Raw genomic sequence first — 26,323 nt, forward strand, 5'->3', positions numbered from 1 at the left:
GATTATGCTCCGGTGTTGGCATATTGGCCGGCGGTGGTTGGCAGGGATACTTCAATCGCCCGAGCAGGAAGCGATGGTTGTGGTAACTGGAGCTGAACCAGCGACAGAGCTTGAGCGTAGCATGCGCGATAGGGATGTGCGGCTCGCCAGCGGTAGCCCACGGCAGGTTCGGCTAGAGCTACAGGCAATTCCAGTCGCGCGCTCAACCAGGGGGCCAGCCCCGAGATGCAAGCCCCGCCTCCGCACAACACCAATCGACCCACAGCGGTAGTGCCGTGGCGATTGTGTAGAAAACCAGTTGTGCGTCGAAGTTCAAATTCTAATCCGTCCAGCCAATCGGACAGCCAGCGACTGTTGGCACATGCCAGTGGCTGTGTCTGGTCGTCTGAAACGCCCCACGTGCTCAACAGCGTTTCGGCAGCTGACGGCGAAATGCTGAGGCGGGCAGACAATGTGTCGATGGCCGTTTGATCGCTAAAGCGGATGCGATTGCGGACATAGACGGCCTGACCATTTCGTGACCATACGAAGCTTGCTTGATCGCCGCTTAGATCTACCACCAAGCAGGCCTCTACGTGTGTCGGCGACGCCGCACTTGTTTGCTGCCGACCACGGCGTTTGGTTGATAGCGTGTGTTCCTGTGTCCATTGCCCCAGTCGTGCTAAGGCAGTTGCTGGTGCGTCTAACTGCCGGCATTTGGGTCCGTGCTGCGCGATGCGCTGTACCAGTTCTTTGGCAAAGCTTGCCGATGTCCACACCAGGTGCAAATCGGTGGATGTTGACGCATCCCCATGCCAATAATCGTGAGTCATCTCTGGCAATTTATCGCCCAGCAGGTCCCCCAACATCTGATATGCCAGATCGGAAACTTCCGGCTCGCTTGGCGAATTCGCCAGTGGTACCGATGCGTAGTCGACCAATGTGGATGGCAGGGAGCACGCAAATTGAGCATCTGCCGATATGGCCATGTCGTCCAACCAATTGGCAATCAAGGTGCCAAGCCGTACGGCATCCTTAGATGCGTGGGGTGGTAGCTCCAGCCGGCCGCAATTGGTGACGTTGCACTGGCCAGCGCTAAGCTGCGCGGCCACCAGCTTGACCGCGTGTGTGCCGATATCCAAACCAAAGGTTGGGGCAGACTGGCGGTGGTTGTCATTTAGGAAATTCAGTGACCGGAGGTTCATCATAAAGTCTTACTGTGTAATGAGCTATCTTAGGCCTGGGCGGCGGTAGACAGGTCCAACATGGGCAACATCACGGCTAAAACGATGGCACCAATCATCAACCCCATACCAATAATGATGGCTGGTTCGGCAAATTTGATTGTGTCACGCAGATTTTGTTCTCCTTGCGATTCGTAGAACTCGCCCACCGTTTGTAGGACGCTGGCCAGTTGTCCATTGGACTCAGCCGTTGCAATCATGTCTGTCGCTTCATCGGGCACAAACGGGTACTTTCGGAGGGCCACTGCGACGCCTTCACCATTGATGACAGTCGATTCGACATGGTCGAGCATGTGTTTGAAGCATTGATTGCTGACGCACTCTCGGGTCAATTGCAGAGCATCGACCATGGGCACGCCGCTGGACAGCATCGCGCCTTGAAGTCGAAACACGCGACCGGAAATAAGAGGACCACAAATAGACCTCAATAGGGGTGTGTTCAGCAGAACGCGATCCACGACTAATCGGCCATTGGAGGAAGCGAAATACCTCCAGACACTGGCTGCCACCATGCCGGCAGCAGCCAGCAGCAGCCACCAATAGCTGCGTGCCAGTTCGGAAGCATCAAGCAGCATGCGAGTCATAGCGGGCGTTCGTGCGCCGGCAGATGCATAGATATCACCAAACTGCGGCAACACGAAAAAGATCATCGCCGCCAAGACAAAGCTGGTGACGGCTGTCAGAATCAGCGGATAGCTGAGAGCGGAACGAATTGAATTTCGCATCCGCAGCTCGTCGTTTAAGACTTGCGTAACGCGAGCGAGCACGTCAGACAAAGTTCCCGACGCCTCGCCGGCTGCCACAGAGGCAACCATGAGCGCCCCGAATTGACGCTGCTGAGCTTGAAGAGCATCGGAAAGGCGACAACCATTTTCAAGCGAACTGTAAACAGCTGCCATCGCTTGTCGGATGGACTCTCGTTTGGAACGCGTCGCAATGCTGCGCACGGCATCGGCTAGATCTACTCCCGAACGGAGCATGATCGACAATTGTGTTACAATCGTCAGGAGCTCGCGGATTCGTAGCGGCTTGTGTGCTGCAGCGCGATTGCGGCTCCCCAGGTTGTTTATGCGACCGGCTAGTTGAGCGACGGTCGCGGTACTGATGCCATTTGGGCTGGAATTCCAAGTCGTACCCGATCTGGCCACGGTGCTTGCACGCCCGCCCGTGTAAAGCGCTGACTTGGCGGTTGCACCTACTGCCGGTGCCCGGTTGGGTTTGGCTGTCAGTGATGGGAGCGTAGTTTTCATTGGAATTCGCCTGAGCTGCATGAATTATTCGAACACGGCGACTCGCAGAATTTCCTCCAACGATGTCACACCGGCTTCGGCCATAGCCACCGATTGTTCGGCCAGGCTGTGAAGTCCCTGCCGCTGTGCATATTCGCGCAATTGGGAAACGGGAGCACCTGTGGCGATCAGTTCACGCATGGAACGATCGACCGATAGTAGCTCGTAGACGCCGATGCGACCGGAGTAGCCGGTATCGAAGCAGTGATTGCAGCCGTTGCCCCGGACAAACGCACGATTGCGATCGCCTGCATATTGAATGGCATCCAGCAAGGCGGGATTGGGGTAATAGGCAGTGCGACATTCGCTGCAAACCTTGCGCGTCAACCGCTGGGCGATCACGCCTACCAAGGCCGCTGAGATTTTAAACGGCGCTACGCCCATATCCAACAATCGCGTAATGGCGCTGGCGCTGTCGTTGGTGTGCAGCGTGCTGAGCACGAGGTGTCCGGTCAGCGCAGCCTGGATGGCGGTTTCGGCAGTCTCCAGGTCGCGAATTTCGCCGATCATGATCACGTCTGGGTCTTGCCGCAGGATCGCCCGCAGCGCCTTGGCAAACGTCATCTGGGTAGCGGCGTTGGCGTGAACTTGATTGATCAATTCCAAGCGATACTCGACAGGGTCTTCCACCGTTACAATGTTCCGCTCCACGGACTTCAGTAGTTCGATCATTGAATACAACGTAGTGGTCTTGCCGCTGCCGGTAGGCCCGGTGACCAGCAGCAGTCCATTGGGCCGATCGAGCATCGACCGAATTGTACTATACTGATCTGCTGGAATGCCCAAGTCATTTAAGCGGAATGTCACGCTAGAGCGATCCAGGATTCGCAACACGGCCTTTTCGCCCAGGACCGTCGGCAACGTGGAAACGCGCAGGTCGATTGGTCGCTTGTCGACGACCACATGGATGCGCCCATCTTGTGGCAGGCGGTGTTCGGCGATGTCTAGTTTGGCCATCACTTTCAAGCGTGAAATAATCGCCGGATGAAATTCTCGTCTCGGACGCAAGATTTCTCGCAACATTCCGTCGACCCGAATGCGCACACTGCTGGTTTGTCCACCGGCTTCGATGTGAATATCACTGGCCCGCTGTCGGACCGCTTGCAGGACAATAAAGTTGACGAGATTGATGACGGGACTGCTGTCGTCAGCCGCCGACATCAATTCCATATCCAAGTTCACCGCTTCGTCGTTGAGTGCTACTGCTTCGTGATCTAAATCGGCCGTTACAGTATCGGCTTGAAAGCCTTCGCCGTAGACACGTGGAATCAGTAGTTCGATGGCCGAACGTAGTGCCAATGCAGGGCGGACACGTAAGCCGGTTGCGCTTTCCAGGCGATCAATGACATCCAAGTCTTGAGGATCGGCCAGGGCAACTGTCAGTGTCTTATTCACGCGGAAGAGAGCCAGGCACGCACAAGCTTCAGCCAATTCACGCGGCACTAGGCGTGCAGCCAGCGGGTCAATCAGACCGTCGCGCAACAGCGCGTGTGGCACCCCCAATTGTTCGGCCAGAAACGGCAGCAAATCGACTTCGTCGATCAAGCCAAGGGCCACCAGCGTTTCCCCCAATCGCTTTCCGTGCGACTGTTGGCTGAGCGCGCTTTCCAGGTCTTCCTGGGATATGATGCCTTCGTTGATCAGCCGTTCGCCCAAGCGAGGCTTGGTAGCACTGGCGGAGCGCATTTCATGGGGGAGCGTGCGAGGCGATGAGTTGCACGTCGGTACTGTGCGAGTGGTGACGCTCATAGCGCAAACACTCCTGCCGCTGCCACGACATCGCGGTGTATGGAGAATTCTTGATCGAGGCCGGTGACGCGAAGCACATCGCGTATCATGGCCGATGGTGCGGCTAAGTGAACCGCTCCACCACGTTGCATGCACTGACTGTGCGTGTCATACAGCAATTGCAGTCCGAAACTATCGACCAAGCGCAGGCGGCGCAGATCGACGACAACTTGCGGCAGTCGATGGCGCAGGGCGGCTTCCAGCAGCCCGCTCACGCTGGAAACTTCATCTGTGGTTAGGCGGTCGTCCAATTGAATGACTTCGACCGAACCTTGTTGGTAGCGCTGGGCCATCGTAAACGTCTCCCGACTAAGTGGCCGAATTGGTTTCCAGCGGAATAGTCAGACAGAAGGTGCTGCCATGATTCAGTCGGCTTTCGACCGTGATTTCGCCACCGTGCAGCCGAGCCACCTCTTGGCTCAGCGCCAAGCCTAGGCCGCTACCGGTCAATTCGCGAACGCGTTCGTCCGAGCTGCGATAGAAACGATCGAATACATGGGGCAACTCCTGTGGGCTGATGCCAATTCCAGTGTCGGTCACAGTGAACTGCACTTTGTGTTCAGCTATATCCACGCGAAACGTGACACAGCCACCATCCGGCGTATACTTGACGGCGTTGCCCAACAGGTTGACCAATGATGCAACCAGCTTGCCCTTGTCTACACAGACTTTGGGCGGCAATTTGGGCGGTATTTCACAGCGGAATTCTTGCTGCTTCTCAGCCACCTGGCCTTGAACTTTAGCGGCTACTTCCTCAACCAGCCGTCCCAAATCTGTCTCGTGTGATTCCAGGGCCAATGCTCCGGCCTGCATGCGACTGATATCTAACAAATCGTCCACCAGTTGAGATAGCCGCACCGATTCACATTGGATGACGTTGTAGAATCGCTTTCGAGTTTCGGTATCCAAATCATCGCTGACGTCCAGCGATTCGGCGTAGGCTCGGATGTTGGCCAGCGGCGTCCGGAATTCGTGGGTCGCCGTAGTTAAGAATTGGTCGCGCATTTGGTCGGCTAGGCGCTGCTGAGTAATGTCGCGGATGGTCCACACGTGAGCAATCGCCGCGCCATCGCTTTTACGGCCCTGACGAAAGCGCGCTTGCAGAGTGCGCTTGCCAGACTCGGTGGCTACCTCCCATTGAATTGCCGTAAGTGGTTTGGCGGTGCGGAGTTCAACAGCGGCGTCATTGTCCGTAGTCAGAGCCTCGACGAACGGTCTACCGAGCAACGCATCGCCGGATTCGGCACCGCAAATGGCTGCCAAGGCTGCGTTAGCGTAGGTTATCGTCCCGGACTGATCGGTCGTGGCCACGCCTTCGGACAGCGCGTCCAACAACGGCGGCCCATGGCGTCGCTCAGCTCCAGCCAACATTCGCGATAGTGAACCTTCCAGCTCATTCAAAGTCTGCCACCGGCGGCCAATTTCGATCAACCGGTTCCAGCCTCGAGCTGCCGGTTCGTTTTCGTTGGCTTGCGGCAGACTAAAAGCATCTATGGCCTGCGGGTCACACTGTGACAAACTCGAGAGCCATTGATTCCATTGCAAAAGCCGACTGAGCCGTTCGCGGACCAATAGCCCGCCACCCACTAGACAGACCGCTGTTGCCAACCAGCACACGTACTCTGGCAGATACTGATGACCCGCATCGGCGGCCCAGGCAGTAAAGCCAACCACCACGAGGGAGGCACCGAACATGATGAGCACCGCTCGCGAATCGCGATGTGCCAGAGTCGTCTGAGTGTTCATCATCAGTGCATGTTGGGCTGAAAGTGGTCAAGTCGCTGCCAGAGGAATGAACCGTTTGCTATGCAATAGAGAAATTTGGGCTGGGACCTTAGTTACTCCAGTTGGCTGTCGGAAATCGTCAAGCGAGCCACTTAAGCCGGTACCTCAGGCGTCGGTTCGATGGCAGCTTGTAAGGTATTGATTAATTCGCACAGGCTAAAGGGCTTGTAAAACACGGCGGTTAAATTGAGTTCTGGTGCAAAGCTTTCTGTTCCTAGTTCATAGGCTTTGGCCGAACACAGAATCAGCTTGGCTGCGCTGGATTCGCTGCCAGCTCGGACACTGGTCAAGAACTGTTCGCCGTTCAAACGCGGCATTTGCAGGTCGCTGACAATAACGTCGAATCTAATTTCTCGGGCCAGATTGAGTGCCTTTTGACCATCATGCGCAACCAAGACATCGTAGCCCGCGCGAACCAACGACAGGCGCATGATGTCCGCCAGTGCGCGATCGTCTTCGGCAACTAGAGCCCTGCGTTGATTTATCATGGTAGTCGTCTCTTATACTTTGTGGTGAACTGGATCACCAGTCGCTGGCGGAGGCGTGGTTTACGATGAATTGGCCTGACTGATTGTCATACGCCCAAGCTTGTGTTCCAGAAACTGCCAGCGCCGCGCCGGTGTTTTGTATGCGTACGTCTGAGTTTTTGTTGCCAATTTCTGATGACGGAAATTGCCCTTGCAGAAACGGCGTCAGATCAGCCTTGAGATCGGCCATTGTCCCCGCATCACCTGGCAGCGTTCCCAGCGCAGCGCGATGAAGCTCCACCGCATTGCGCAGCACTGACAAGCTGTGCCGTGTTGAATTTGATCGCGCAGCGGTTGTCGTGTCGAACATCTTGGGAGCCGCGACGGCTGCCAAAATCCCTATAATCAGGATGACAATCACCAGCTCGACCAGTGTGAAGGCCCTACGTCGGCGAGTTGCTTCAACTTCGTATCTCATTGGATTTCCTTTACGGTTGACTGGAGAGTATTTCAAACGAGGATGACTGCGAGCCGACCGGGCTACCCGGTGGGTCGGCCTACCGATGGCCAGTGAACGTTAGGTTTCAGGGCTGGTTTGTCAAAAATCAGATATTGGCTTTAGTGTTGAATTTCATCGCAAACCGATTCACAAGCCTTGCAACCTCTACTATCGCACCCATCTTGGGAAAGGATGTCCGATTGTAGGGGCTGTAAGTGCGCGGTTGGCCAAGTGCATGAACCAACCGCAGCAAAAGTGCGGAGACTCAGGAGTGCCAGCGCTTATCGCAAACTACCCTTTCTGCAGCTGAGAACGCCTGCGGACTGGCCGCACGCTCGCTCCAAACATTTCTGGTCATTAGTCATTGGTCTGCTTGTAGGTGCACCTGTTATGAACGCAATCGAGACTGCTTCCCAGCTTTTCATGTCTGTTGGCCCCGGCAGTTCATCCAGTCGGACCCTGCAAATGCAATCAGTATTGTCTGAGGCTTTCAATACAAAGCTCAGTATCTGGTGTCGTCATTCTGACGGATGGCGTTCAGAGATACCTTGGGAGTCAAACCCGGCGATCGAAGAGTCGCGGTGGGCAAGTGTGCAATTGTGGTTGGACGATTTGGTCGAACAATTGCCTGATATGCCGCAGGTGTTGCCACTGGACGGACAGCGAGTATTCGTGGCGGCAGTTTCAATGAATGACGTTGGTGTGACCGAAGTTGTGGGAGGTGTTGCGCCACTCGATCCGCTTCAACTGGCGACGCGCGCCGCTGAATTGGCTGTCCAAAAAGTGGATGCGGCCGATCTACACGAGCTGCACGATCAGTATGCAGCCAGGCTGTCAACCAGTTACGAAGAGTTGTGTTTTCTGCGCCGCTTGTCCAAGCATGTCGAGTTTTGCATGGCCAATCGCTCCTTGGTAGATGTGGCTAAAACCACATTGACCGAGCTTTTCGATTTGATTCAGGTCCAAGGCTTAGCCTTGCTACAAATTAACAATCAGGACTCGGTACGCTGCGAGAGTTTCGTGGATATTGCTGTCGCAGAGGGAGCCTTGCCGCATGATGCTGAGCAATGGCGACAGTTCATTGCTGAACTCGGTCCGCGCAGTCGTCGCGTCTTGGTAAAGAATTTCAATAGTCAGATGAACTCGCAGGAAGTGATCAAGGCCCCGCAGGGTGTGCGCTCTATGGCTTTAGTCCCCATTCAAAAGGAAGGCCAAGTATTTGGCTGGCTGTTGGCAGTCAACAAGCGTTCTCATGGGGGTGAAAAGGACTTGCTTATCAATTCGTTGGGTCATGATGAATTGGGGTCGATGGAGGCATCGCTGTTGGAAGTGGCCGCCCAGTTGTTGGCCTCACACGCCTCGAATAGTCAGCTGTTTCAAGAACTAGAACAGTTAGTGGTCAGTTCGATCCATACGCTGGTAGGCATTGTTGAAGCCAAGGACGAATATACCTGCGGTCACAGCCACCGCGTTGCACTGGTTGCCCGCCAACTCGCCCAACAGTTGAACTTGCCGGCTGACGAATGCGAAGACATCTATACATCGGGGTTGCTGCATGACGTCGGTAAAATTGGCGTGCGCGATGAAGTGTTACTCAAGTCTGGGAAGTTGACCTACGAAGAATTTAACGAGATTAAACAACACCCGGTTATCGGGGCTCATTTGTTGCGCGGACTTAAGCCCTTGGCAAACTACTTCCCGGCGTGCTCTATCACCACGAGGCCGTAGATGGTTCAGGATATCCCGAAGGGCTGCGCGGTGATAAAATTCCATTAATGGCTCGCGTGCTGGCGGTTGCCGATGCTTGGGATGCCATGACCAGCGATCGCCCCTATCGGCCTGGTATGCAGGCGGACAAGGCGATCTCCATTCTTATCAGCGGTGCCGGAAGCCAATGGGATCCAGTGGTTGTGCAGGCCTTTCTGGATTCAATAGACACCATCATGAATATCATCAGCCACTGGCGAGACGTGCAGAATCAATTCTGCAAGCCGAACCAGATTAGCTCCAGTATTCATTCTTTCCCCGTCGCATGCAAAATCGCTGCCGCGGCCAAACTGTTAGGTTCCTGATGGATTTCTTTAGAGGGAGCGAAGCTTTGCTAGCACTCGAAACTTTGGCCCAGCGAAGTTTCCTGAGTGAATCTCTCAGAATTCCACACACCGCAAGTCGTTAGAACCGATACAGCTGATACAGTCTGCCAGCGCGCCAATGTCGTTTGCCGCTGCCGGCGACCGTTGAGCTAGCATTCAATTCGCGGACCAGCCATGGTTTGTCAGCACCAACACAATCTACTTGCCTCGTGCTGTCGCCGAACCTGGGGGTTGTTGGTGTTGGCCACCAGCCTGGCCATCTGTGTTCTGCTGCCGAGCATCGGCTGTGATTCAAGCCAATCCAAGCCATATAAGACAGGCACCGTCGCATTCCCAGTAGAATCGGCAATACGAACTGCAGATTCTAAACCACCCCATGCACTGATAGATGACCGCGCCCACGCACCGCTTGGCGACGGGCAGTTGCCGAGAGTCCCCCTCGTTCGAGAATCACCTGATTTGTCAGCCAAATCTGCCTCGGAATTCAAGCTGGCTTCCTCGCCGAACTTCATTCTGACCGATCGCCAACGGGCTGAGCGAAACGCATCTTTGGCAGAGTCAAACGTTGATGCACTGAAGTTCGTCGATCTTCCCCCGGCACCTGGATCAGTGGTCAATGACGGCAGGTTCAGCTCAAATTCTCCCAGGTCACCGTTTAAGACGGTCGCGGTGCAATTGCCCATGCCAGATGGCGACTCCGGTACTTCACTCGGTGCCAGTGTTGTTACTGACGGCGGGCTGGAAGACTGGGAATTGATTCCCAATCAAACTGATTCTCCAGTTGTGACGACGCCGCCACCCCCAATATTGCCTTCCCCAAGTGCCTTGGCAGACCCGATAGAGATCCCCATCCAGGGCAGCGAAATGGGGTCCGATCAAGTTCGCACTGTCGATGGCAGGGTGGCACTAAGTGTTCGCGACGCGACGCTGCATTCTGTGCTGTCCATGATTGCCCAGCAGCATGGATTGAGCATCGTTTCGCCGACTGAACTAGATGTCAAACTGACGATGACTCTGCAGCCAACCAATCTGGAGAATGCCTTGGACGCCATCATGGCGGTTAGCAGTTGCGTCTGGACTCAGTATAACAATGTGGTCTATGTAACACCCCTGAATAAGGAGGCAAACCAGAATTTTCTGATACAAGGCCGAATGATTCAGGTGTTTGATCTCAGCTACATGTCTGCTAACGATGCCGAGAAAGTGGTTACCGGCATCTTATCGCCAGTCGGTAAAGTATTCTCGCGTCAACTGGACAAATCCGACAAGCGACGCAGTAACGAACAACTGGTTGTCGAAGATTTGCCACCGTACGTGGCGCGCGTTAGTGAATATCTCGCGCGCGCCGATCAACCGCCCCGACAGGTGATGGTGGAGGTGCGAGTTTTACAAGTTCGATTGACTGACGATCGCAAGCACGGTGTGAACCTGGATGGTCTATTGAGCCGCAGTGGCAGCAATGAGATTTGGTTTCGTACCAAAGCATTTGCATCCTCGACCGGCCCAGGTGCGGTGTTCTCAGTAGACAGCACGCGATTTGACAAACTGCTGGACATACTCAATACCACAACGGACGCCAAGACGTTGGCAGCTCCCAAGCTGTTGATGCTCAATGGTCAAGAGTCCAAGATTCAAATCGGTCAGAAGTTGGCTTATACCACTAGCACCACAACCCAAACGACAACCGTGCAAGGCGTTCAATTCTTAGAGGTGGGCGTGCTGTTGACCGTCACACCGCATATCACGGACAACGGCCAAATTCTGATGCATGTTAGCCCCAAAGTCTCCAGCGGTCAGGTCAATCCCACCACGCAACTGCCTGATGAAGAAACGACCGAATTGACCACGAGTGTGATGGTACCCGATGGTACTGGGATAGTAATTGGGGGATTGATTCAAGAGTCGGACATCGAGCGGCAATCGAAACTGCCCTTATTGGGCGATCTATGGGTCATCGGCCGACTGTTCCAGCGACGTAGTGTCGATCGGCAACGAACTGAAGTAATCGTCGCCTTGTTGCCGCGTATCGTGGACTGTACTCAGTGCCCGCCGGAGGGTGAGCAGTTGGAACTCGAACGCGCGACAATGCCTCTGCTGACTCCCGAATTGTTAAAGGCAACTCGGCCGGAGCCTACGTTGTACGATGCCATTAACAAGCCCGTTACTTCCTGGCGCGATGCCAGGCTTTAGCGGGAAGGGCATGGAGGTCTCCACGCTGCTCGAACTTCCAGTCCAGCATGCCCATCTGCCTGTACAGCGAGTCGAAGCACTGAGCACTGAGCAGCACTCGAGCCTAAATCCAGGCGCAATAGGCTCTAAAGATGTTCTGGCAATGCTGTCTTTGGCCGCGTGAATTCTTTGCCAATTATTCACCAGTCCTCATTCTGCCGTTGACTCCGGGTGCTTGCAGGGCTCATATTGTTTGGCCGTGTAATGGATTGCACCGCTGGAGACGCATGAACCCCCGATTCGTGACTTCGGCGCGAGGAAAATGGAACCTTCAGCGACACAGCAGGCCAGGACTTAGCGAGGAACTGGCAGCGCGTTACAATTTGTGTGACTGTAATGAATCGGATTGCCTGCAGTGGCTCTCTGATTGCTCCGCAGATCGTCGCGTTGTTTTTCGATTCTTCTATGGCAGGCTTGCTAACGGAGTGCCAGTGTCGTTTTCGTTCGACCCTGATATCAAAGAACGTGTCCGCACCGCAACGGACATTGTGGAACTGGTTGGCAGCCGTCTGGAGTTGCGCCGGCAGGGGGCGATGTACGTCGCCAACTGTCCGTGGCACAACGACTCGCGACCCAGTCTCCAAGTCAATCCCGCTCGGCAGACTTGGAAATGCTGGGTGTGCGATATTGGCGGCGATGTCTTCAACTACGTGATGCGCATCGAAGGGTGCAGCTTTGCCGATGCGCTGCATCGTTTGGCTGAGCGCGCGGGCATCAATATGGCCCGCCGCGGTGCATCGGGCAAATCAGGTCGCGGTGGCCAGGATGCGACAGTCGACCAAAAAGCCGAACTATATCGCGTTTTGCGCTGGGCTGATGATTTCTTCCATCGTTATCTGCTGGAGTCGCCACAAGCAGCGGCGGCGCGGGATTATTTGAACGAGCGCGGGATTACCCACCATTCCCAGGAAAAATTTCACTTGGGGATGTCACCCAATAGTTGGTCTGCCTTATTGGAAGCAGCGGCTGGCGAACGAATCTCGCCGACGCTACTGGAGGCTGCTGGGCTGGTGGTCAAGCGCGAAGGGCAAGGCGGCTACTACGATCGTTTCCGCGAGCGAATCATTTTCCCGATTCGCGACCGCGAGAATCGGACGATTGCATTTGGCGGGCGAATCATGCCAGGCGCGGGCGAGGGGGCCAAATATATCAACTCGCCGGAAACCCGGCTGTTTCAAAAGAGCCGGCAGTTGTACGGTTTTGATGTGGCTCACATACCCATTCATCGACAGCGACAGGCTGTGGTCATGGAGGGCTATACCGATGTCATTGTGGCGCATCAAGTTGGCGTCGATAACGCTGTAGCCGTGCTGGGCACCGCCTTGGGAGCGGCACACCTGCGCACCTTGCGGCATTCCTGCGATTCGGTGGTCTTGCTGTTGGATGGCGACGAGGCGGGCCAGCGGCGCAGCGATGAGGTGCTGGAGTTGTTCCTGCATGCACAGTTGGACGTGCGCATTGTAACGTTGCCTGAAGGCTTGGACCCCGCCGATTACTTGAATAAGTATGGACTAGAGGCGTTTGAACGCAGTGTGGCCACAGCCTGTGATGCACTGGAGTTTCGGTTGCGGCGAGCCACCGCCGGAATCGATCCGCTGGTCGACACCCATCGAGTGCACCGTGCCATCGAAGAGATGTTGTCGTTGTTGGCCAAAGTGCCGCACTCGGGGCTGATATCCAATGAAGCCTTTCGCATCCGCCAAAATCAAGTGCTGACCAGGTTGTCGCGGCAGTTTACGATTGGTGAAGAGGTGTTGCGGCAGCAGTTAAGCGCACTGCGCCAGCGGCAATCCCAACTGACTCAGTCGGTTCGCAGTCGAGCGCAGGAGCCGCAGGAAACTGCTCCGCCCATCGCCTTTCATCTCAGCGATTTGTCGCCGTTTGAACGCGAATTGTTAGAGCTGTTAATCATCGCTCCGCAAGTTGCCCCGATTGTACTGGAAAGAGTGCAATCGGGATGGCTTGAGTGCAAAGCGGCTCGAGCCATGTTGGACGCCTATCAGCAGTTGGACTTCAGCGGCGTATCGCTGGAGTTCAATAGCGTGCTGTCGGCGGTTGAGGATCCATCACTGAAGAGTCTGCTGGTGACGCTGCACGATCAGGCGGCTGCCAAGTCCAGCAGCACGAAGGCGTCTGCGGACGAGCGGTTGCGTGCTCTGACGCAGCGCATCGGGCAGCGGCACGACGAGCTGCGCGGACTGCAGTTGGTGGAACAATTGAGAAAAGGTGTTTCTGAGAAGGAGGAAATGGATCTCTTGCAAGATGTGATTCGTCAAGCTCGCCTGCGTCAAGGTTTGCAGACTGCCGCGTTATCCGCCGATCCAGCGGTTCCGTCGCAGCCTGAACAGGACTCGGACGTACCCGCCAGTCGGTAGTCGGTCCACGCATCGCCAGTGACGAGACGCTCTTTCAAGGGCCACTCAGGACATAACCCCATCCACACTTGGGCACGCTGTCGGCGCGACCCAGGGATTTTCAAAAGGAGTTGAACTGTGGAATTATTAGACCTAGATTTGCGGCAACTAATTAACACCGGGCGTCAGCAAGGCTATCTGACCTACGAACAGGTCGGGAAATACCTGCCGGACGAAGCCAGCAGCAGCGAAAAGCTGGATAATTTGCTGGTCGCCCTGGAAAAGAAGGGCATCAAGCTGGTCGATCAACCGCCAGCCACCAGCAAAATCAAATTGCTGGCGACTATGGAAGATGGATTTCCCGGCGATGAGAGCTTGGTGGAACTGGACGCCTTGGAAGCTGTCGACGCCGATGCTCGGATGGATGACCTGTTGGACGTTGAGGCCCACGGCAAGGCTGGTAAACGCTCGACTGCCAAGTTAAGCGATGATCCTATTCGCCTGTATCTCAGTCAGATGTCGGAAATTCCGCTATTCACGCGCGAACAGGAAATCGCTCTCGCCAAAAAGATCGAAATTACTCGCAAGCGATTCCGACGCAGCCTGTTAGGCAGCGATTTTGCGTTACGGCAGACAGTGGAAATTCTAAATCGCGTTCATAAGGGCCATCTGCCGTTTGATCGCACGATCAAAGTATCGCTGACCGAGCGTTTGACTAAAGAGCAGATCAGCTTGCGCATGCCCGCCAATCTGGCAACCCTCAAGCGATTGACGGCGATGCGGCGTCAGTTGTTTGCCCGCATCGTCAATCGCCACACACCAGCCGAAGAAAAGCCGGTCTTGGTTCAACGTCATCGCAGGCTGCGAGACAAGTGTATTGTCCTGGCAGAAGAACTTAGTCTTCGATCGCGCCGCGTCGTTCCCAATATGAAGCAATTGGAACAATTTGCGACGCGCATGGAGAATCTGCAAACGCTGGTGGCAGAGTTGGCCAGTCAACCCGATCGGCAGTCGGAATATCGACGACTGCGTGGCGAGTTGCATCGGCTGATCATTGTGACTCAAGAGAGTCCGCAGGCGTTGCGCCGTCGTTGCCAGGAATTCCGCAAGCACTACACCGATTTCGAGGCCGTCAAGCGCGAATTGTGCCAGGGCAATCTGCGGTTGGTGGTGTCCATCGCTAAGAAGTATCGCAATCGCGGCATGAGCTTCTTGGACTTAATTCAAGAAGGCAATACCGGCCTGATGCGGGCTGTGGACAAATACGAGTACCGACGCGGTTTCAAGTTCTCCACCTACGCGACTTGGTGGATTCGTCAAGCGATCACGCGGGCCATTGCCGATCAAGCGCGGACCATACGCATTCCGGTGCACATGATCGATGTTCTTAGTCGATTGCGCAATATCCAAAAGCAGTTGACTCAAGAATTGCATCGCGAGCCGACCACCGAAGAAATTGCGGCGCAGACTGACATTCCCGTAGAAGAGGTGCGGCGCGTGCTGGATATCGGCCGGCACCCTGTCAGTGTCGATCGTCCGGTAGGCGAAGGCGAGGACAACTCGTTCGGTGAGTTCATTGAAGACAACGACCACGGTAACCCGATTCGCAATGCCAGCCATGGTTTGTTGCGGGAGCAAATCGATACGATGCTCAAGTCGCTGACATTTCGTGAACGCGAAATTATTCGCTTGCGGTACGGTCTCGTGGATGGCTATTCATACACGCTGGAGGAAGTCGGACGTATCTTCAAGGTGACTCGCGAGCGCGTACGACAAATCGAGGCCAAAGCGGTTTCTAAGATGCAGAATCCGGTCCGTGCGCAACAACTGGCAGGCTATCTGCGCAGCGAGGCCGCCTAGCCATTCCGCCGAGTCAAGCCGCTTGACGACAACAGCCTGAAATGCCAGAAAAACGCAGGTTTTTCTGGCACTGGGGTTCGCCGGCGGTTGCGAGTGCAGACTGGGTAAACCACAATCTCTGTAGCCAGGTTCGCCAGCAGATGGGGAGTGACGCGGTCTCCACCGTCTGGCGAACGTGGCTGCATTGTGTCTTATTGTCAGAGCCGCTTGGCAATCTGGTTTCCTGCATACTCGCTTGACAAGAAAAGTGTATCGGAATGAATGTTCTGCGACTGCTGTGTTGCGTTGGCTGTATTGCACTGGTTGGTAGTTGGAGTGGTGCCCAGGAGGCGGTGCAGTCGGAGCTGATCTTCCCGCTGCATCCTAAACATAATCATGCTCCGGGGATTGCAGAGTTGCCCAGTGGTGAATTGATCGTCTCTTGGTTTCGCGGATCTGGTGAACGAACTGCTGACGATGTCGCCGTGTACGGAGCCCGGAGACCCGTCGGATCACGGCAATGGAGCGAGCCATTCGTGATGGTCGACACCCCCGGCTTTCCCGATGGAAACACCTGCCTGATGGTGGACACAGACGGTAGGCTGTTTCTGTTCTGGCCGTTGGTACTGGCCAATACGTGGGAGTCGTGTGTCACGCAAATGCTGATTTCTGAGCAGCCGGAAGGAATAGGTTCGCCGCAGTGGACTCGGCGCGATTCGCTGTGGCTCAAGCCCAAGGACTTCAGCCCGCAAGCATTGGAGGGGTTGGATAAGCTGCTGGGCGTGTTGCCCGAGTCAGCCAAAGCGGAACTGGATGACGTGGTAAAGTTTCGCGAGCGAGTTCAGGATAAGCTATATCAGCGACTAGGTTGGCAAGGCCGCTGCAAGCCGACAGTGCTGCCCAGCGGACGTATTCTACTGCCGCTTTATTCGGACACCTTCTCCTTCTCCATCATGGCGATCAGCGACGATCGTGGGCTAACGTGGCATGCTTCGGAACCACTAATGGGATTCGGAAACATCCAGCCAAGTGTCCTGCGACGTAACGATGGCACGCTGGTGGCCTACATGCGCGAGAACGGGCCTCGCAGACAAGTCCGCGTGAGCGAATCGAGCGACGATGGCCAGACCTGGGGACCGGTCGGCACGATCCCCATAGCCAATCCCGGCTCGGGACTGGATGCTGTGCAGACTCGCAGTGGCAATTGGCTACTGATCTCCAACAATACGATCGTCGGTCGCAATCGGTTGGCCATTTCCGTATCCAAAGACGAGGGACAATCTTGGCCGATCACGGTGCTGTTAGAGGATCAGCCCAAGGGAGCGTACCACTATCCGGCCATCATTCAGACTCGCGACGGCAAAATACACGCCGTCTACAGTTACTTCAGCGATGAGGGCAAAAGCATGAAGCATGTCGAGTTTGAAGAGGCCTATTTGCTGGGGCAGTAGAGTATAATGTCAAGACGTGGTCGTCATGGCTCTCAGGAGCACCCAGTGAATTTGGCTTACTGTATTCGAGTAACCGACGGTGTCCAGGCGTATCGTAACGGGAATTTGGTTCCTGCCACTGAGGCGGGGCGTTATCGCCAGCTGCCTGCTGCTGGCGTGCGGCATGATCTGCCTGGGTCCGGCTGCCGGGGCAGATTCTGAGCTGCCAGAGGTTAAGCGAATTAACGAGGCGATTCAGCAGAGCTGGACAGCGGCCGGACTGGTCGCATCCAAGAACGAGAACGATCTGAAGTGGATGCGGCGGCTGATGCTGGATGTAGTCGGTCGCATTCCCACTGATCAAGAGCAACAGGAGTTCGGTCGCGACAAGAGTTCCGACAAACGCCGCAAATTGGTCGAGCGATTACTGAGCGACGAGCGATATGCTGCTCAGTTTGCCGATTATTGGGCTGGCGTGTGGAGCAATATCTTGATCGGTCGCTCTAGCGGTAACAACGCTAATTCGCTGACCAATCGTGGCGGTATGTTTGAGTATCTGCGTACCAGCTTTGCCCAGCAAAAGCCCTACGATCGCATGGCTTTCGAGTTGATTACGGCCACCGGAACCAACAAGCCGGGCGAGAGTGATTTTAATGGTGCCACCAACTACTTAGCTGACAAAGTCAATCAAGACAATGCGACGCTGGCCACCGCCGCCACCGCCCGCATCTTTCTGGGGATGCAGGTTCAGTGTACTCAGTGCCACAACCATTTCTTCAATCAATGGAAACAAGAAAGGTTCTGGCAACTGAATGCCTTCTTTCGGCAGACTCGAGCGCTCCGGCGGTTTGTCCCTGGCACGCAGAATGTAGATTTCATTGAGTTGGTTGACGAAGACTTTGGCGGCGAAGGCAATCGCGCGCAGCCCGAAGAGGCAATCATATTCTACGAAGAACGCAATCAAGTGGTGCGTAGTGCGTACCCCGTGTTCGTAGATGGAACCGCCATTGGTCGCAGTGGACTGGTAGCCAAAGTCAACCGCCGTCAGGAATTGGGGAAACTGATTGTGGGTAGTCGAGACTTGGCCACTGCAGTCGTCAATCGAACTTGGGCGCAGTTTCTGGGGTATGGCTTCACGCGACCCATCGACGACCTTGGTCCCCATAACGTCCCATCGCATCCCGAATTGCTGGACGACCTGACCCAAGCCTTCATAGACTCCGACTATGATTTGCGGGCGTTGATGCGGTGGATCGTGCTATCGCAGCCCTATCAGATCTCCAGTGTCCAGTCCGGTGGTAACCGCCAAGACGATCCGGCCCTGGGAGTCCCGCCGCAGTTCAGCCGCTTCTACATGCGACAGATGACGGCTGAGCAGTTGTATCAATCACTGTTGACGGTGGCAGATCAGGGAGAAATATCAAGCCAGGATCAGCAACGACAGCGAGAAGAGTGGTTAAATCAGTTTGTGGTCGCCTTTGGAAACGATGCCGGCGACGAAGCCACGACATTCAATGGCTCCATTCCTCAAGCACTGATGATGTTCAACGGCGAATTAGTCAAGCGGGCTATTCAGGCTGAACCAGGTTCGTTGTTAAACGATTTGGCTGCTAGGCCGTCCAGGTATCCTGATAAGGTGCAGATGTTGTTTACTCTGGGGCTAGCGCGGCGTGCCAACCAGCGCGAGTTGGATATCGCGGCTCAGTTGCTGACGGCCCGTAGTGGCAATGTCACTCAGGCCCTCCAGGACTTGTGGTGGGCGATACTCAACAGTAATGAATTCATTCTGGTGCACTGAGCTGCGCCACAAATTGAAATAAGTGTCGCTAGCGTCGCCAGACGGTGGAAGAATTGGCCTACCACCATCTGACGATGGTAGTGGCCAGTAGGCCGATCGTCGAAACTGAGGTTCTAGCTGGAGTCGACTAACGATGCTTTGGAAGATGTACAGTCAGCCGCCTGGCATGTCCCGGCGGCATTTCTTGCAACATGCGGCTAGCGCCTGTCCGCTGGCGGCTTCGGCTCTGGCGCTGGGCCATTCACTGACGGTTCATGCTGATCAGCTCAAGCGACAACGTAAATCTGCCATCCTGCTGTGGATGGGTGGTGGTCCAGCGACGATTGACTTGTGGGATCTCAAACCCGGTGCGGCCACTGGCGGTCCATTCCAGCCGATTCGTACCACGGGTGATGTGGAGATTTGCGAACACTTGCCACAGATCGCCAAGCAAATGCAGCATCTGTCCGTGGTGCGGTCGATGAGTACTCGCGAAGCCGATCATGACCGTGGACGCTACTACATGCATACAGGCTATGTTCCGAATCCTACTGTCGAGCATCCCAGCGTGGGTTCTGTGGTGGCTCGAGAATTGATGGCGCGCCGCAGCGATCTAGAGATTCCACCATTTATCACTATCGGCGGAGCAAGTCCTGGGCCTGGGTTTTTGGGTATGAGCTTCGCGCCATTCAGCGTGTCTAGCGATGGTCGTATACGAAATCTTGAGCAGTGGACGAACGATCCGCGAATCGCTCAGCGTATGAAGACATTGGAGGTCATCGAACAAGGCTTCGTCCGTCAGAACCGCGGGTCAGCCGCCGAGAGCCATCAAACCATCCTTCAAAAGACCTTTCAATTGATGACCAGCCAGCAGATGTCAGCCTTTAACGTCTCCTCCGAGCCGCTGGCGGTTCGTGAGCGTTACGGTGACAGCGCCTTTGGCCGCGGCTGTTTGATGGCGCGGCGGCTAGTTGAAACGGGTGTGCCATTTGTCGAAGTTGATTTAGGCGGCTGGGATAATCATCAGGGCATTTTTCCAATCCTTCAGAACCAACGACTGCCGGTTCTAGATCAGGCTATGAGCGCCTTGGTGGAAGACTTGGCACAGCGGGAACTGCTCAAGGATACCGCTGTAATCTGGATGGGTGAATTCGGTCGGACTCCGTCAATCAATGGCAATGCAGGCCGAGATCACTACGCGCGGGCCTGGAGCGCGGTCCTGGGCGGTGCCGGTATGCGCGGTGGGTTAGCTATCGGCGAGACAGATCAGGAAGGTCGCGCCGTCACCAGTCAGCCCTATTCGTCCGAGGATTTGATGTCCACGATCTGCCACGCGCTGGGCATTTCCCTGGAGACGACCTATCGCAGTCCCAACGGTCGGCCCATCAAAATTGCTGGTGGTGGCAAAATCATTCAACCGCTGTTTGGCTAGACAGTCCGGGCAGCGATTTCGAGAGGGACTCGACAGTCGCCGCATGTCTGGGATAATCCTTGCCCCGCCACACCTCAATGGGCCAGTGGACTGTTGGTAGTTTCCGTGACGCGGGCGGTGGACGAACGAGCGTTCCACCGACGGGTGCAGGTGGCGACCTGTCATTCTTATCGGCCGCGCGGCCAACGACCGGCGTGTCGCGCGAACTATTTCAGCATTATTTCATTTCGCTTACAAGTTGAGCACGTATTATGGCCAAGAAGACCATCGCAGACGTTAATCCCCAAGGCAAAGTTGTATTGATGCGTGTGGACTTTAATGTCCCGCAAGACGACTCGGGAGCGATCACCGATGATCGCCGGATTCGCATGGCGCTGCCGTCGATCCAGTCAGTGCTCCAGCGAGGAGGCCGGCTGGTGCTGATGAGCCACTTGGGAAGGCCCAAGGGTAAGCCCGATCCGAAATACACCTTGGCACCCACCGCAGTGCGACTGGCTGAATTGTTGAATCAGCCCGTGGCATTTGCTGCCGACACGGTCGGTGCTGATGCAGCCAACAAGATCGCGGCATTGCGAGACGGACAGGTATTGGTGCTGGAAAATGTGCGATTCAATGCCGGAGAAACGTCGGAGTCCCGCGAATACGCGGAGACGCTGGCAGGTTGGGCGGACATCTACTGCAACGACGCCTTTGGAACCTGTCATCGCACGGATGCGTCCATGCTGGCTGTGCCGCAAGCCATGGCCGGCAAGCCGCGCGTCGTGGGATTTCTGGTTGCCAAAGAAATACAGTATTTGAGCGACACGATTGCACACCCTGCACGCCCGTTTGTGGCGATCCTGGGTGGTGCTAAGGTCAGTGACAAGATCAACGTGATCAGCAATCTTCTGGGGATATGCGATTATGTGCTGATTGGTGGCGCGATGGCCTACACCTTTTCACTGGCTCAAGGCGGTCGTGTGGGTAAGAGTTTGGTTGAGGCCGACAAGCTGGAATTGGCCAAGCAGCTCATCGCCGCTGGCGGTGCTAAGCTGGTCCTGCCGAGCGACACGCATTGTGGCGATGCGTTTTCTAGCGATTGCGCCAAACAAGTGGTACCGGCAGGACAGATTCCTGATGGCTGGGAGGGCTTGGACATTGGCCCCAAGACGGCTGAACACTACGGACAATTATTGGCCAGCGCAAAGACCGTGGTTTGGAACGGACCGATGGGAGTATTTGAAATGCCGCCGTTTGACGCGGGGACCAAGCGCGTCGCTCAGGCCATTGCCGCGAGTCACGCAATAAGCATTATCGGCGGAGGCGATTCGGCTGCGGCCATTGAACAAATGGGACTGGCCGATCAGATCACGCACGTCAGCACTGGGGGCGGCGCCAGTCTGTCGATGTTGGAAGGTCAAAAATTTGCCGCCGTCGAGCTGCTGGATAACGCCTAGCCCAAGCTTGTGCATGACCGATGCGGCGTTGGCCACAGTTCGGGCTGTCCTGTTGCGTTGAAGCGGCTCACGTATTTGTTACCGCTGCTTCCCCAGTCGCACTGCAAAGCCGATCAACACGGCCACGATAAAACCTGCGGTGACGGCTAAGACCACAGTGCCCGCCGTTGGGTCGCTGGACTTGTCGATCAGCACGGTGGTGGCCGCAGCAATGGCACCCAGCACCGAGGCCGCCATCAAGATATTCCAAATCCACATCGACGCGCCGACGGGCTTTTCCTCCTTTAGCAGCGAGCGGCTATTCATCATCATCATAAATGTGATGTATGCAATCGGCAGTAGCAACATGCAAAAAGACGAAGCCAGAATGGCCAACCACAACTTCGAAGGACCGTCCCAAACTTGCGGCCACGACGCGCCAGACACTCCGGCCAGAAGGCAGCCAATTGTAAATGTGGGCTGTGTACCTTGTGGATGATCGAATGCCTCGCACAACGCATAGCCATTGATGAGCATCAGGATGATAATGGTCGAGACACCCATGCCAAAGGCACCCAGTCCGAAGATAATGCTGGCCAGTTTTTCGCCCAACAATGGTGATAGGGATTTCGAGAGCTGGAATGCGTCGCGCTGCACCAAAGTCAATGCGATCTGCTTTTCGGTTGTGTCGAGTGTGGCCATGGCTGCCAATTGCTGATCGCGACTCAAATTCGCATAGGCTTCCGATCCTACTTCGTGTGATATGCGAGCCGCCAGCGATTTTTCCACGGACTTGAACATGGGGCTGCTGACCATCACGTCGGGCTGAGAGCTGGCTAATTTGTCGTCTAGCTCCTGGCCGTGAAAGGTTGCTGCCGAGGCGATCACCACGCAGCTCGTTACAATCAAATAGGGTATCGCCATGCCAGTTGCCAAGTCAAATCGGGCAAGACCCCGAAACGGCTTGTCCCAGCCGCGAGTCAGCATGGAATAGGGCAACAAGAAGGTCATATTGATGCCCACGGCGGTGGCGGCTGCGCCAATCATCACGGCGCGTTGTTCTTTCACGATTCGCGCAGACCAAAATTCGGCATGGCTGGGACTTAGATGACCCACTAGCTCTGCCAACTTGCCGATGGGTCGAAACATAGCCGTCAAGTCGGGTACAAAGCCACTGAGAATGGATTGCCACTGCATCGTTCCTTGGCTGACTAACAGTACCACGACACCGAAAAAGCAAATGACAATCATACCGACGAGCGCCTTGAGCACGAGGTCGAACAGTTTTCTGCCAAGACCACCTTTCAGGCTCATGTGAACGACGCCGTAACACACGACCAGAAGTACTGCCGAGACCCACAGTTTATTGGCGAAGGAGTCGCTCATCGCCGAGCCCACCAAGTTCTCATTCAATGAGGCGTAGCACAAGCTAAACTGCGGCATGCACCAAATCATGTTGGCCATCATGGTGGCAATGAGCCATCCCCAGGCCAGTACTGGATTGATATGCTGGGCGATTGCCGGAAATGGTCGTTGGCCTGTGGATAAAGTGACATAGCTTATGGCGCTAAGCATGATCACTCCCATGGTGATCGCTACCAACTGCAGCCACAACAGATGCGTACCCCCCAGAGCGCCTAAGAACAACGCTCCTGCCAGCGATCCTCCACCCAGCGTAATAGCGCTCTGCAGCCAGCCGGGGCCCGATAGCCGCACGTAAACTCCCAGCGTTGCCAATGGACCGTGCTTTTGGGCTGACACCAGTTGATGTCGATTGTGATCAATTTCTGATTGGTCTTTCATGGTACCTCGGAGGTCGAATCGCGGTGACGTTCAATCTTGATCGATCAATCAGGATTGGACATAGGGGCGCTTAGGTCGTTGGCTAGGTCATTACAATAGCTTCCTAAGCCGAGGAAGGGGATAGGTCCGGCATTTTTTGAAGCTGTTTCGCAACCTTTTCAACTTATCCCAGACGCACAATGCAGGTCGCTGGTTTCAGCCAATCACAGTTGCTAGAATCGTAACGGCCGGCGTCCTACATGTCGGCATTCATGGGTTGAGTGAACCAGGTAGGAGACTGGGCGTGGGCAGTTAGATGGTGAAGGTCCTTTGGAAATCATGTGCGCTGCCGTTGGTTTGTCTAGTGAGCCTACCGATGTTGTGGGCGATTGCTGGCCCCCAGGATGATCGGGTTCTACAGGCGATCTGCCAACATGGATTGCCTGACATTGCCGTCGGCTATGCCCGGGCTCGTCGTGATGTGCCGGGCGGTGCAGTGGCTCGCCAGTCTGACGCTGTGGCCTGGTGGACTATGCGCGAAATGGAATTCCTGGCTCAAGCCGCGTTACATGGTGTGATGGCTGGCTCTAATGGCTGGCAAGAATGTGGAGCAGCAGCCGAGCGGTACCGACAGCGGCCAGACGTGGATTCGGACTTGACTAAAAACCGACGAGGACCGTGGATCGAGTGGCAATTGGCTCGCTGTGACTTGGTGCACGCTCAATCCGTGTTGGCCACCTTTCTGGCCAACCCGATGCAACTTCAGGCGCGCGATCAGGCACTGGAATTAGTACGGGGTCTTATCGAGCGATCAGAACGGCTGCTTACCGAAATTCGTCGACGACAACCCATCGCGGCTCGACAGTCGCCTCAAGATGGCGCCGAAGCAGCCGCAGAACAACTGCGGAATCTCTTGGCCGATACCGAGCTGTTGCAATGCGAAGCGCTCCTAGTTCGTAGCCAACTTTACCCACCCAATGCAGCAGATCGCGCGGCTGCGCTGTCCGAAATGCTCGAGAAAGTTCAAGCTCTCCAAAGTCGTGGCGGCGGACGCTTGCCAAGCAGTGATGCGTTGCTGGTAGCGCAGGCTACCGCCCAGGTGGAACTTGGTGATCCGCAGGCGTTGCAGCGTTTGGTTGACTTGAGCCAACGAGCTGACCGACCAGCGCTGCGTCTGCAAGCCGGAGTTCTCGGGGTCAGGTATTTCACGCAGCGCAAAGACTTCAGGCAAGCTGAGGAACTGTTAAACCGTCTGCAATGGTTGCTGCGTGACGATGCCAGCTTGGAGCCACTGTGGCAGCTTTCGCAAATCGAACTCACTCTCGGCCGTATGGCGGAGATGCAGCCCGAGCAGCAAGCCGCAGTTGCCGGTCAATTGACTCAACAGGCTGAGCAATTAGGCCAGCGTTTCGGTGGTTATTGGCGGACTCGTGCCGAGGCGCTGCTAGTGAGTCACCTTGCCAGTCAACGTTCCGAAGATGCGCAGTTAGGGACGGTGCTGCTGATGGCTGAAATTCGCCAATTGATTGCTGCTGGTCGTGAACAGCAGGCGATAGAAAAACTTTTACAGGCTTACACAGCTCAGTTGTCGGCGGGCAATGCGGCTGATGCATTGCAGTGGTTGTCCATGGCGGCTGCCATGTTGCGACGCAGTCAACAGTGGCAGCGAGCCGCTGAGGTAATCGAGCAGTCGGCCGGTGATTGGTCACAAGCGCCCGAGGCGGCTGAGACGCATTTGTGGGCGATTCGTGCTCGTGCGGAGGTGTTGCGCGAGCCGAGCGCTCACCCCACCGCTGGGCAGGCGTTTAAAGCATCTATCCAGCAACAGTTGCGACTGTGGCCCGATGAACAGGCAACCTCGCAGGCTAGGCTGTGGTTAAAGAATTGGATGATGGCCAGGGGGCAGGCATCTGAGTATTTGGAATTCATGCAAGCCGAATTGCCGCGAGTTCACCAGCCGAGCGTTGCCGATGCGATGCTGAATGAGTGGATTGAGGTGACGCTCAATCGAGGTGCATCGCTGACAACCGATTCAGCTCTTGACTGGATCGAGACGCCAGCCGTTCCGTTTGCCGAACCGCAGGTTGCGTACGCCGCTCGGTTGGTAGCTTTGGCAGCCCTGGAATTGTCTGAGTGTGCCTTCGGTGGCTCGTGGAGCGAGCCGGAAGATATTCGGCGGCGATGGCAAGAAATGACCGGCTGGTTGAGTGACTCGACAGCCAGCCAATGGTCGGTAACCGGATTCGTGGCGATTGCCGTGGCGCTGGATGAGCTACGACTGCAACGTGAAGTGGTACCAACTCTGAGTCCAGATTCTCGCCAAGGTAGGTATCAAGAATTGCCGTTGCAGCCGGAATCCAAGCCTAACGGGCAAGACAATCCCTTTAACCAACTGACACCTCTGGGACGGGCTGGCGTGGCACCGGCATTGGTGGCGGTTCTGGATTGGTGTGCTCCCGACCAGCGGCGCGCGGCATGGCTGCAACTGACTTTGGAACCGCACTGGAGTCGCCCGTCAAGCGAAGGCTTGAAGCCGCAGAAGCTCAACCCCCTGGCTCACATGGCGCTACTGCGGGTCGCGGCCTGGCAGCAAACCGAGGGGGCTGACGTAAGCTTACAAGAATTCGCGGAGCAACATGCCAAGCACGGTTTCGTGCAGCTCATGTACGCCTATCGTCTGGCCGAGCTTGAGCAGTTGGCTCCAGCCATCGAGCGAACTCGACGCATCGCCGCGTTCGCCCCGGCAGGCAGTAGCCTGCAATCGGCAGCTCGATTGTGCCTAGTAAGGCTGCTTGTGCGTAGCGGCGCCATCGATGAAGCTAAGAACTCGGCGAGATTGTTCCTGGCGACCGCGCCGCAAATAAACGCACTCTGGGCGCAAAGGTTGAACCGATTAGCGGGTGAGGCTAGCGAATAGATAG

The 26,323-nt window shown here is 55.7% G+C and carries 18 protein-coding genes; 10 read left to right on the forward strand and 8 right to left on the reverse strand.

Annotated features, from left to right (window positions below; all coding sequences use genetic code 11):
• Positions 1–2 precede the first annotated feature (2 nt).
• The 7 genes from KF752_13025 to KF752_13055 form a co-directional block, all read right to left on the reverse strand.
• Complete coding sequence (locus KF752_13025; GenBank protein ID MBX3422469.1) at positions 3–1,187, reverse strand: hypothetical protein; 1,185 nt, start codon at positions 1,185–1,187, stop codon at positions 3–5.
• Positions 1,188–1,213: 26 nt separating this feature from the next.
• On the reverse strand, positions 1,214–2,473 hold the full coding sequence (locus KF752_13030) for a type II secretion system F family protein (protein ID MBX3422470.1): 1,260 nt from the start codon (positions 2,471–2,473) through the stop codon (positions 1,214–1,216).
• Positions 2,474–2,497: 24 nt separating this feature from the next.
• Entirely contained in the window at positions 2,498–4,261 is a 1,764-nt protein-coding gene (gene tadA, locus KF752_13035) for a Flp pilus assembly complex ATPase component TadA (protein MBX3422471.1), read from the reverse strand.
• Positions 4,258–4,593, reverse strand: coding sequence for an STAS domain-containing protein (locus KF752_13040; protein ID MBX3422472.1), 336 nt, complete (start codon positions 4,591–4,593; stop codon positions 4,258–4,260). The genes tadA and KF752_13040 overlap by 4 nt, the downstream gene beginning before the upstream one ends.
• A 16-nt stretch (positions 4,594–4,609) precedes the next feature.
• Positions 4,610–6,049, reverse strand: a complete 1,440-nt coding sequence (locus tag KF752_13045; GenBank protein MBX3422473.1) for a PAS domain-containing protein — start codon at positions 6,047–6,049, stop codon at positions 4,610–4,612.
• Positions 6,050–6,177: 128 nt separating this feature from the next.
• A complete protein-coding gene (locus KF752_13050) occupies positions 6,178–6,573 on the reverse strand; it encodes a response regulator (protein MBX3422474.1) in 396 nt (131 codons plus the stop codon).
• Positions 6,574–6,607: 34 nt separating this feature from the next.
• A complete protein-coding gene (locus tag KF752_13055) occupies positions 6,608–7,030 on the reverse strand; it encodes a prepilin-type N-terminal cleavage/methylation domain-containing protein (protein ID MBX3422475.1) in 423 nt (140 codons plus the stop codon).
• 486 nt (positions 7,031–7,516) lie between these two features.
• Here KF752_13055 and KF752_13060 point away from each other — a divergent pair, with 486 nt between their 5' ends.
• The 9 genes from KF752_13060 to KF752_13100 all read left to right on the forward strand — a co-directional run bounded on the left by KF752_13060 (position 7,517) and on the right by KF752_13100 (position 21,641).
• A complete protein-coding gene (locus KF752_13060; protein ID MBX3422476.1) occupies positions 7,517–8,779 on the forward strand; it encodes an HD domain-containing protein in 1,263 nt (420 codons plus the stop codon).
• Positions 8,755–9,123 (forward strand): hypothetical protein, encoded by a 369-nt coding sequence (locus tag KF752_13065; protein ID MBX3422477.1) that lies wholly within the window; start codon positions 8,755–8,757, stop codon positions 9,121–9,123. The genes KF752_13060 and KF752_13065 overlap by 25 nt, the downstream gene beginning before the upstream one ends.
• 195 nt (positions 9,124–9,318) lie before the next feature.
• Complete coding sequence (locus tag KF752_13070; GenBank protein MBX3422478.1) at positions 9,319–11,334, forward strand: hypothetical protein; 2,016 nt, start codon at positions 9,319–9,321, stop codon at positions 11,332–11,334.
• A 470-nt stretch (positions 11,335–11,804) separates the two neighbouring features.
• Positions 11,805–13,748, forward strand: a complete 1,944-nt coding sequence (gene dnaG / locus KF752_13075) for a DNA primase (protein ID MBX3422479.1) — start codon at positions 11,805–11,807, stop codon at positions 13,746–13,748.
• A gap of 117 nt (positions 13,749–13,865) precedes the next feature.
• Positions 13,866–15,587 carry a sigma-70 family RNA polymerase sigma factor gene (locus tag KF752_13080; protein ID MBX3422480.1) on the forward strand — a complete coding sequence of 574 codons (1,722 nt, stop codon included), beginning with the start codon at positions 13,866–13,868 and terminating at the stop codon, positions 15,585–15,587.
• 257 nt (positions 15,588–15,844) lie between these two features.
• The gene (locus KF752_13085; protein MBX3422481.1) at positions 15,845–17,017 is read left to right on the forward strand and encodes an exo-alpha-sialidase; all 1,173 of its coding nucleotides are present in this window, start codon (positions 15,845–15,847) and stop codon (positions 17,015–17,017) included.
• Positions 17,018–17,180: 163 nt separating this feature from the next.
• Positions 17,181–18,794: a DUF1549 domain-containing protein gene (locus tag KF752_13090; GenBank protein MBX3422482.1), complete on the forward strand. Its 1,614-nt coding sequence runs from the start codon at positions 17,181–17,183 to the stop codon at positions 18,792–18,794.
• A gap of 166 nt (positions 18,795–18,960) precedes the next feature.
• On the forward strand, positions 18,961–20,205 hold the full coding sequence (locus tag KF752_13095; GenBank protein MBX3422483.1) for a DUF1501 domain-containing protein: 1,245 nt from the start codon (positions 18,961–18,963) through the stop codon (positions 20,203–20,205).
• A gap of 251 nt (positions 20,206–20,456) precedes the next feature.
• A complete protein-coding gene (locus tag KF752_13100) occupies positions 20,457–21,641 on the forward strand; it encodes a phosphoglycerate kinase (GenBank protein ID MBX3422484.1) in 1,185 nt (394 codons plus the stop codon).
• 78 nt (positions 21,642–21,719) lie between these two features.
• Here KF752_13100 and KF752_13105 read toward each other — a convergent pair whose 3' ends face one another.
• The gene (locus tag KF752_13105) at positions 21,720–23,423 is read right to left on the reverse strand and encodes a divalent metal cation transporter (protein MBX3422485.1); all 1,704 of its coding nucleotides are present in this window, start codon (positions 23,421–23,423) and stop codon (positions 21,720–21,722) included.
• A gap of 355 nt (positions 23,424–23,778) precedes the next feature.
• On the opposite strand from KF752_13105, the gene KF752_13110 reads away from it, so the two are divergent.
• Positions 23,779–26,319, forward strand: a complete 2,541-nt coding sequence (locus KF752_13110) for a hypothetical protein (GenBank protein ID MBX3422486.1) — start codon at positions 23,779–23,781, stop codon at positions 26,317–26,319.
• Positions 26,320–26,323 lie beyond the last annotated feature (4 nt).

Source organism: Pirellulaceae bacterium, from assembly GCA_019636385.1.
Classification (GTDB): Bacteria; Planctomycetota; Planctomycetia; order Pirellulales; family Pirellulaceae; genus Aureliella.

What these genes read in the sequence shown, in the direction of transcription:
- KF752_13025 (MBX3422469.1), bottom strand. Translation starts at nt 1,187, where the DNA reads ATGATGAACCTCCGGTCACTGAATTTCCTAAATGACAACCACCGCCAG.
- KF752_13030 (MBX3422470.1), bottom strand. Translation starts at nt 2,473, where the DNA reads ATGAAAACTACGCTCCCATCACTGACAGCCAAACCCAACCGGGCACCG.
- KF752_13090 (MBX3422482.1), top strand. Translation starts at nt 17,181, where the DNA reads ATGATCTGCCTGGGTCCGGCTGCCGGGGCAGATTCTGAGCTGCCAGAG.
- KF752_13095 (MBX3422483.1), top strand. Translation starts at nt 18,961, where the DNA reads ATGTCCCGGCGGCATTTCTTGCAACATGCGGCTAGCGCCTGTCCGCTG.
- KF752_13050 (MBX3422474.1), bottom strand. Translation starts at nt 6,573, where the DNA reads ATGATAAATCAACGCAGGGCTCTAGTTGCCGAAGACGATCGCGCACTG.
- KF752_13060 (MBX3422476.1), top strand. Translation starts at nt 7,517, where the DNA reads ATGCAATCAGTATTGTCTGAGGCTTTCAATACAAAGCTCAGTATCTGG.
- KF752_13070 (MBX3422478.1), top strand. Translation starts at nt 9,319, where the DNA reads ATGGTTTGTCAGCACCAACACAATCTACTTGCCTCGTGCTGTCGCCGA.
- KF752_13100 (MBX3422484.1), top strand. Translation starts at nt 20,457, where the DNA reads ATGGCCAAGAAGACCATCGCAGACGTTAATCCCCAAGGCAAAGTTGTA.
- KF752_13085 (MBX3422481.1), top strand. Translation starts at nt 15,845, where the DNA reads ATGAATGTTCTGCGACTGCTGTGTTGCGTTGGCTGTATTGCACTGGTT.
- KF752_13105 (MBX3422485.1), bottom strand. Translation starts at nt 23,423, where the DNA reads ATGAAAGACCAATCAGAAATTGATCACAATCGACATCAACTGGTGTCA.
- tadA (MBX3422471.1), bottom strand. Translation starts at nt 4,261, where the DNA reads ATGAGCGTCACCACTCGCACAGTACCGACGTGCAACTCATCGCCTCGC.
- KF752_13045 (MBX3422473.1), bottom strand. Translation starts at nt 6,049, where the DNA reads ATGATGAACACTCAGACGACTCTGGCACATCGCGATTCGCGAGCGGTG.
- KF752_13110 (MBX3422486.1), top strand. Translation starts at nt 23,779, where the DNA reads ATGTTGTGGGCGATTGCTGGCCCCCAGGATGATCGGGTTCTACAGGCG.
- KF752_13055 (MBX3422475.1), bottom strand. Translation starts at nt 7,030, where the DNA reads ATGAGATACGAAGTTGAAGCAACTCGCCGACGTAGGGCCTTCACACTG.
- KF752_13040 (MBX3422472.1), bottom strand. Translation starts at nt 4,593, where the DNA reads ATGGCCCAGCGCTACCAACAAGGTTCGGTCGAAGTCATTCAATTGGAC.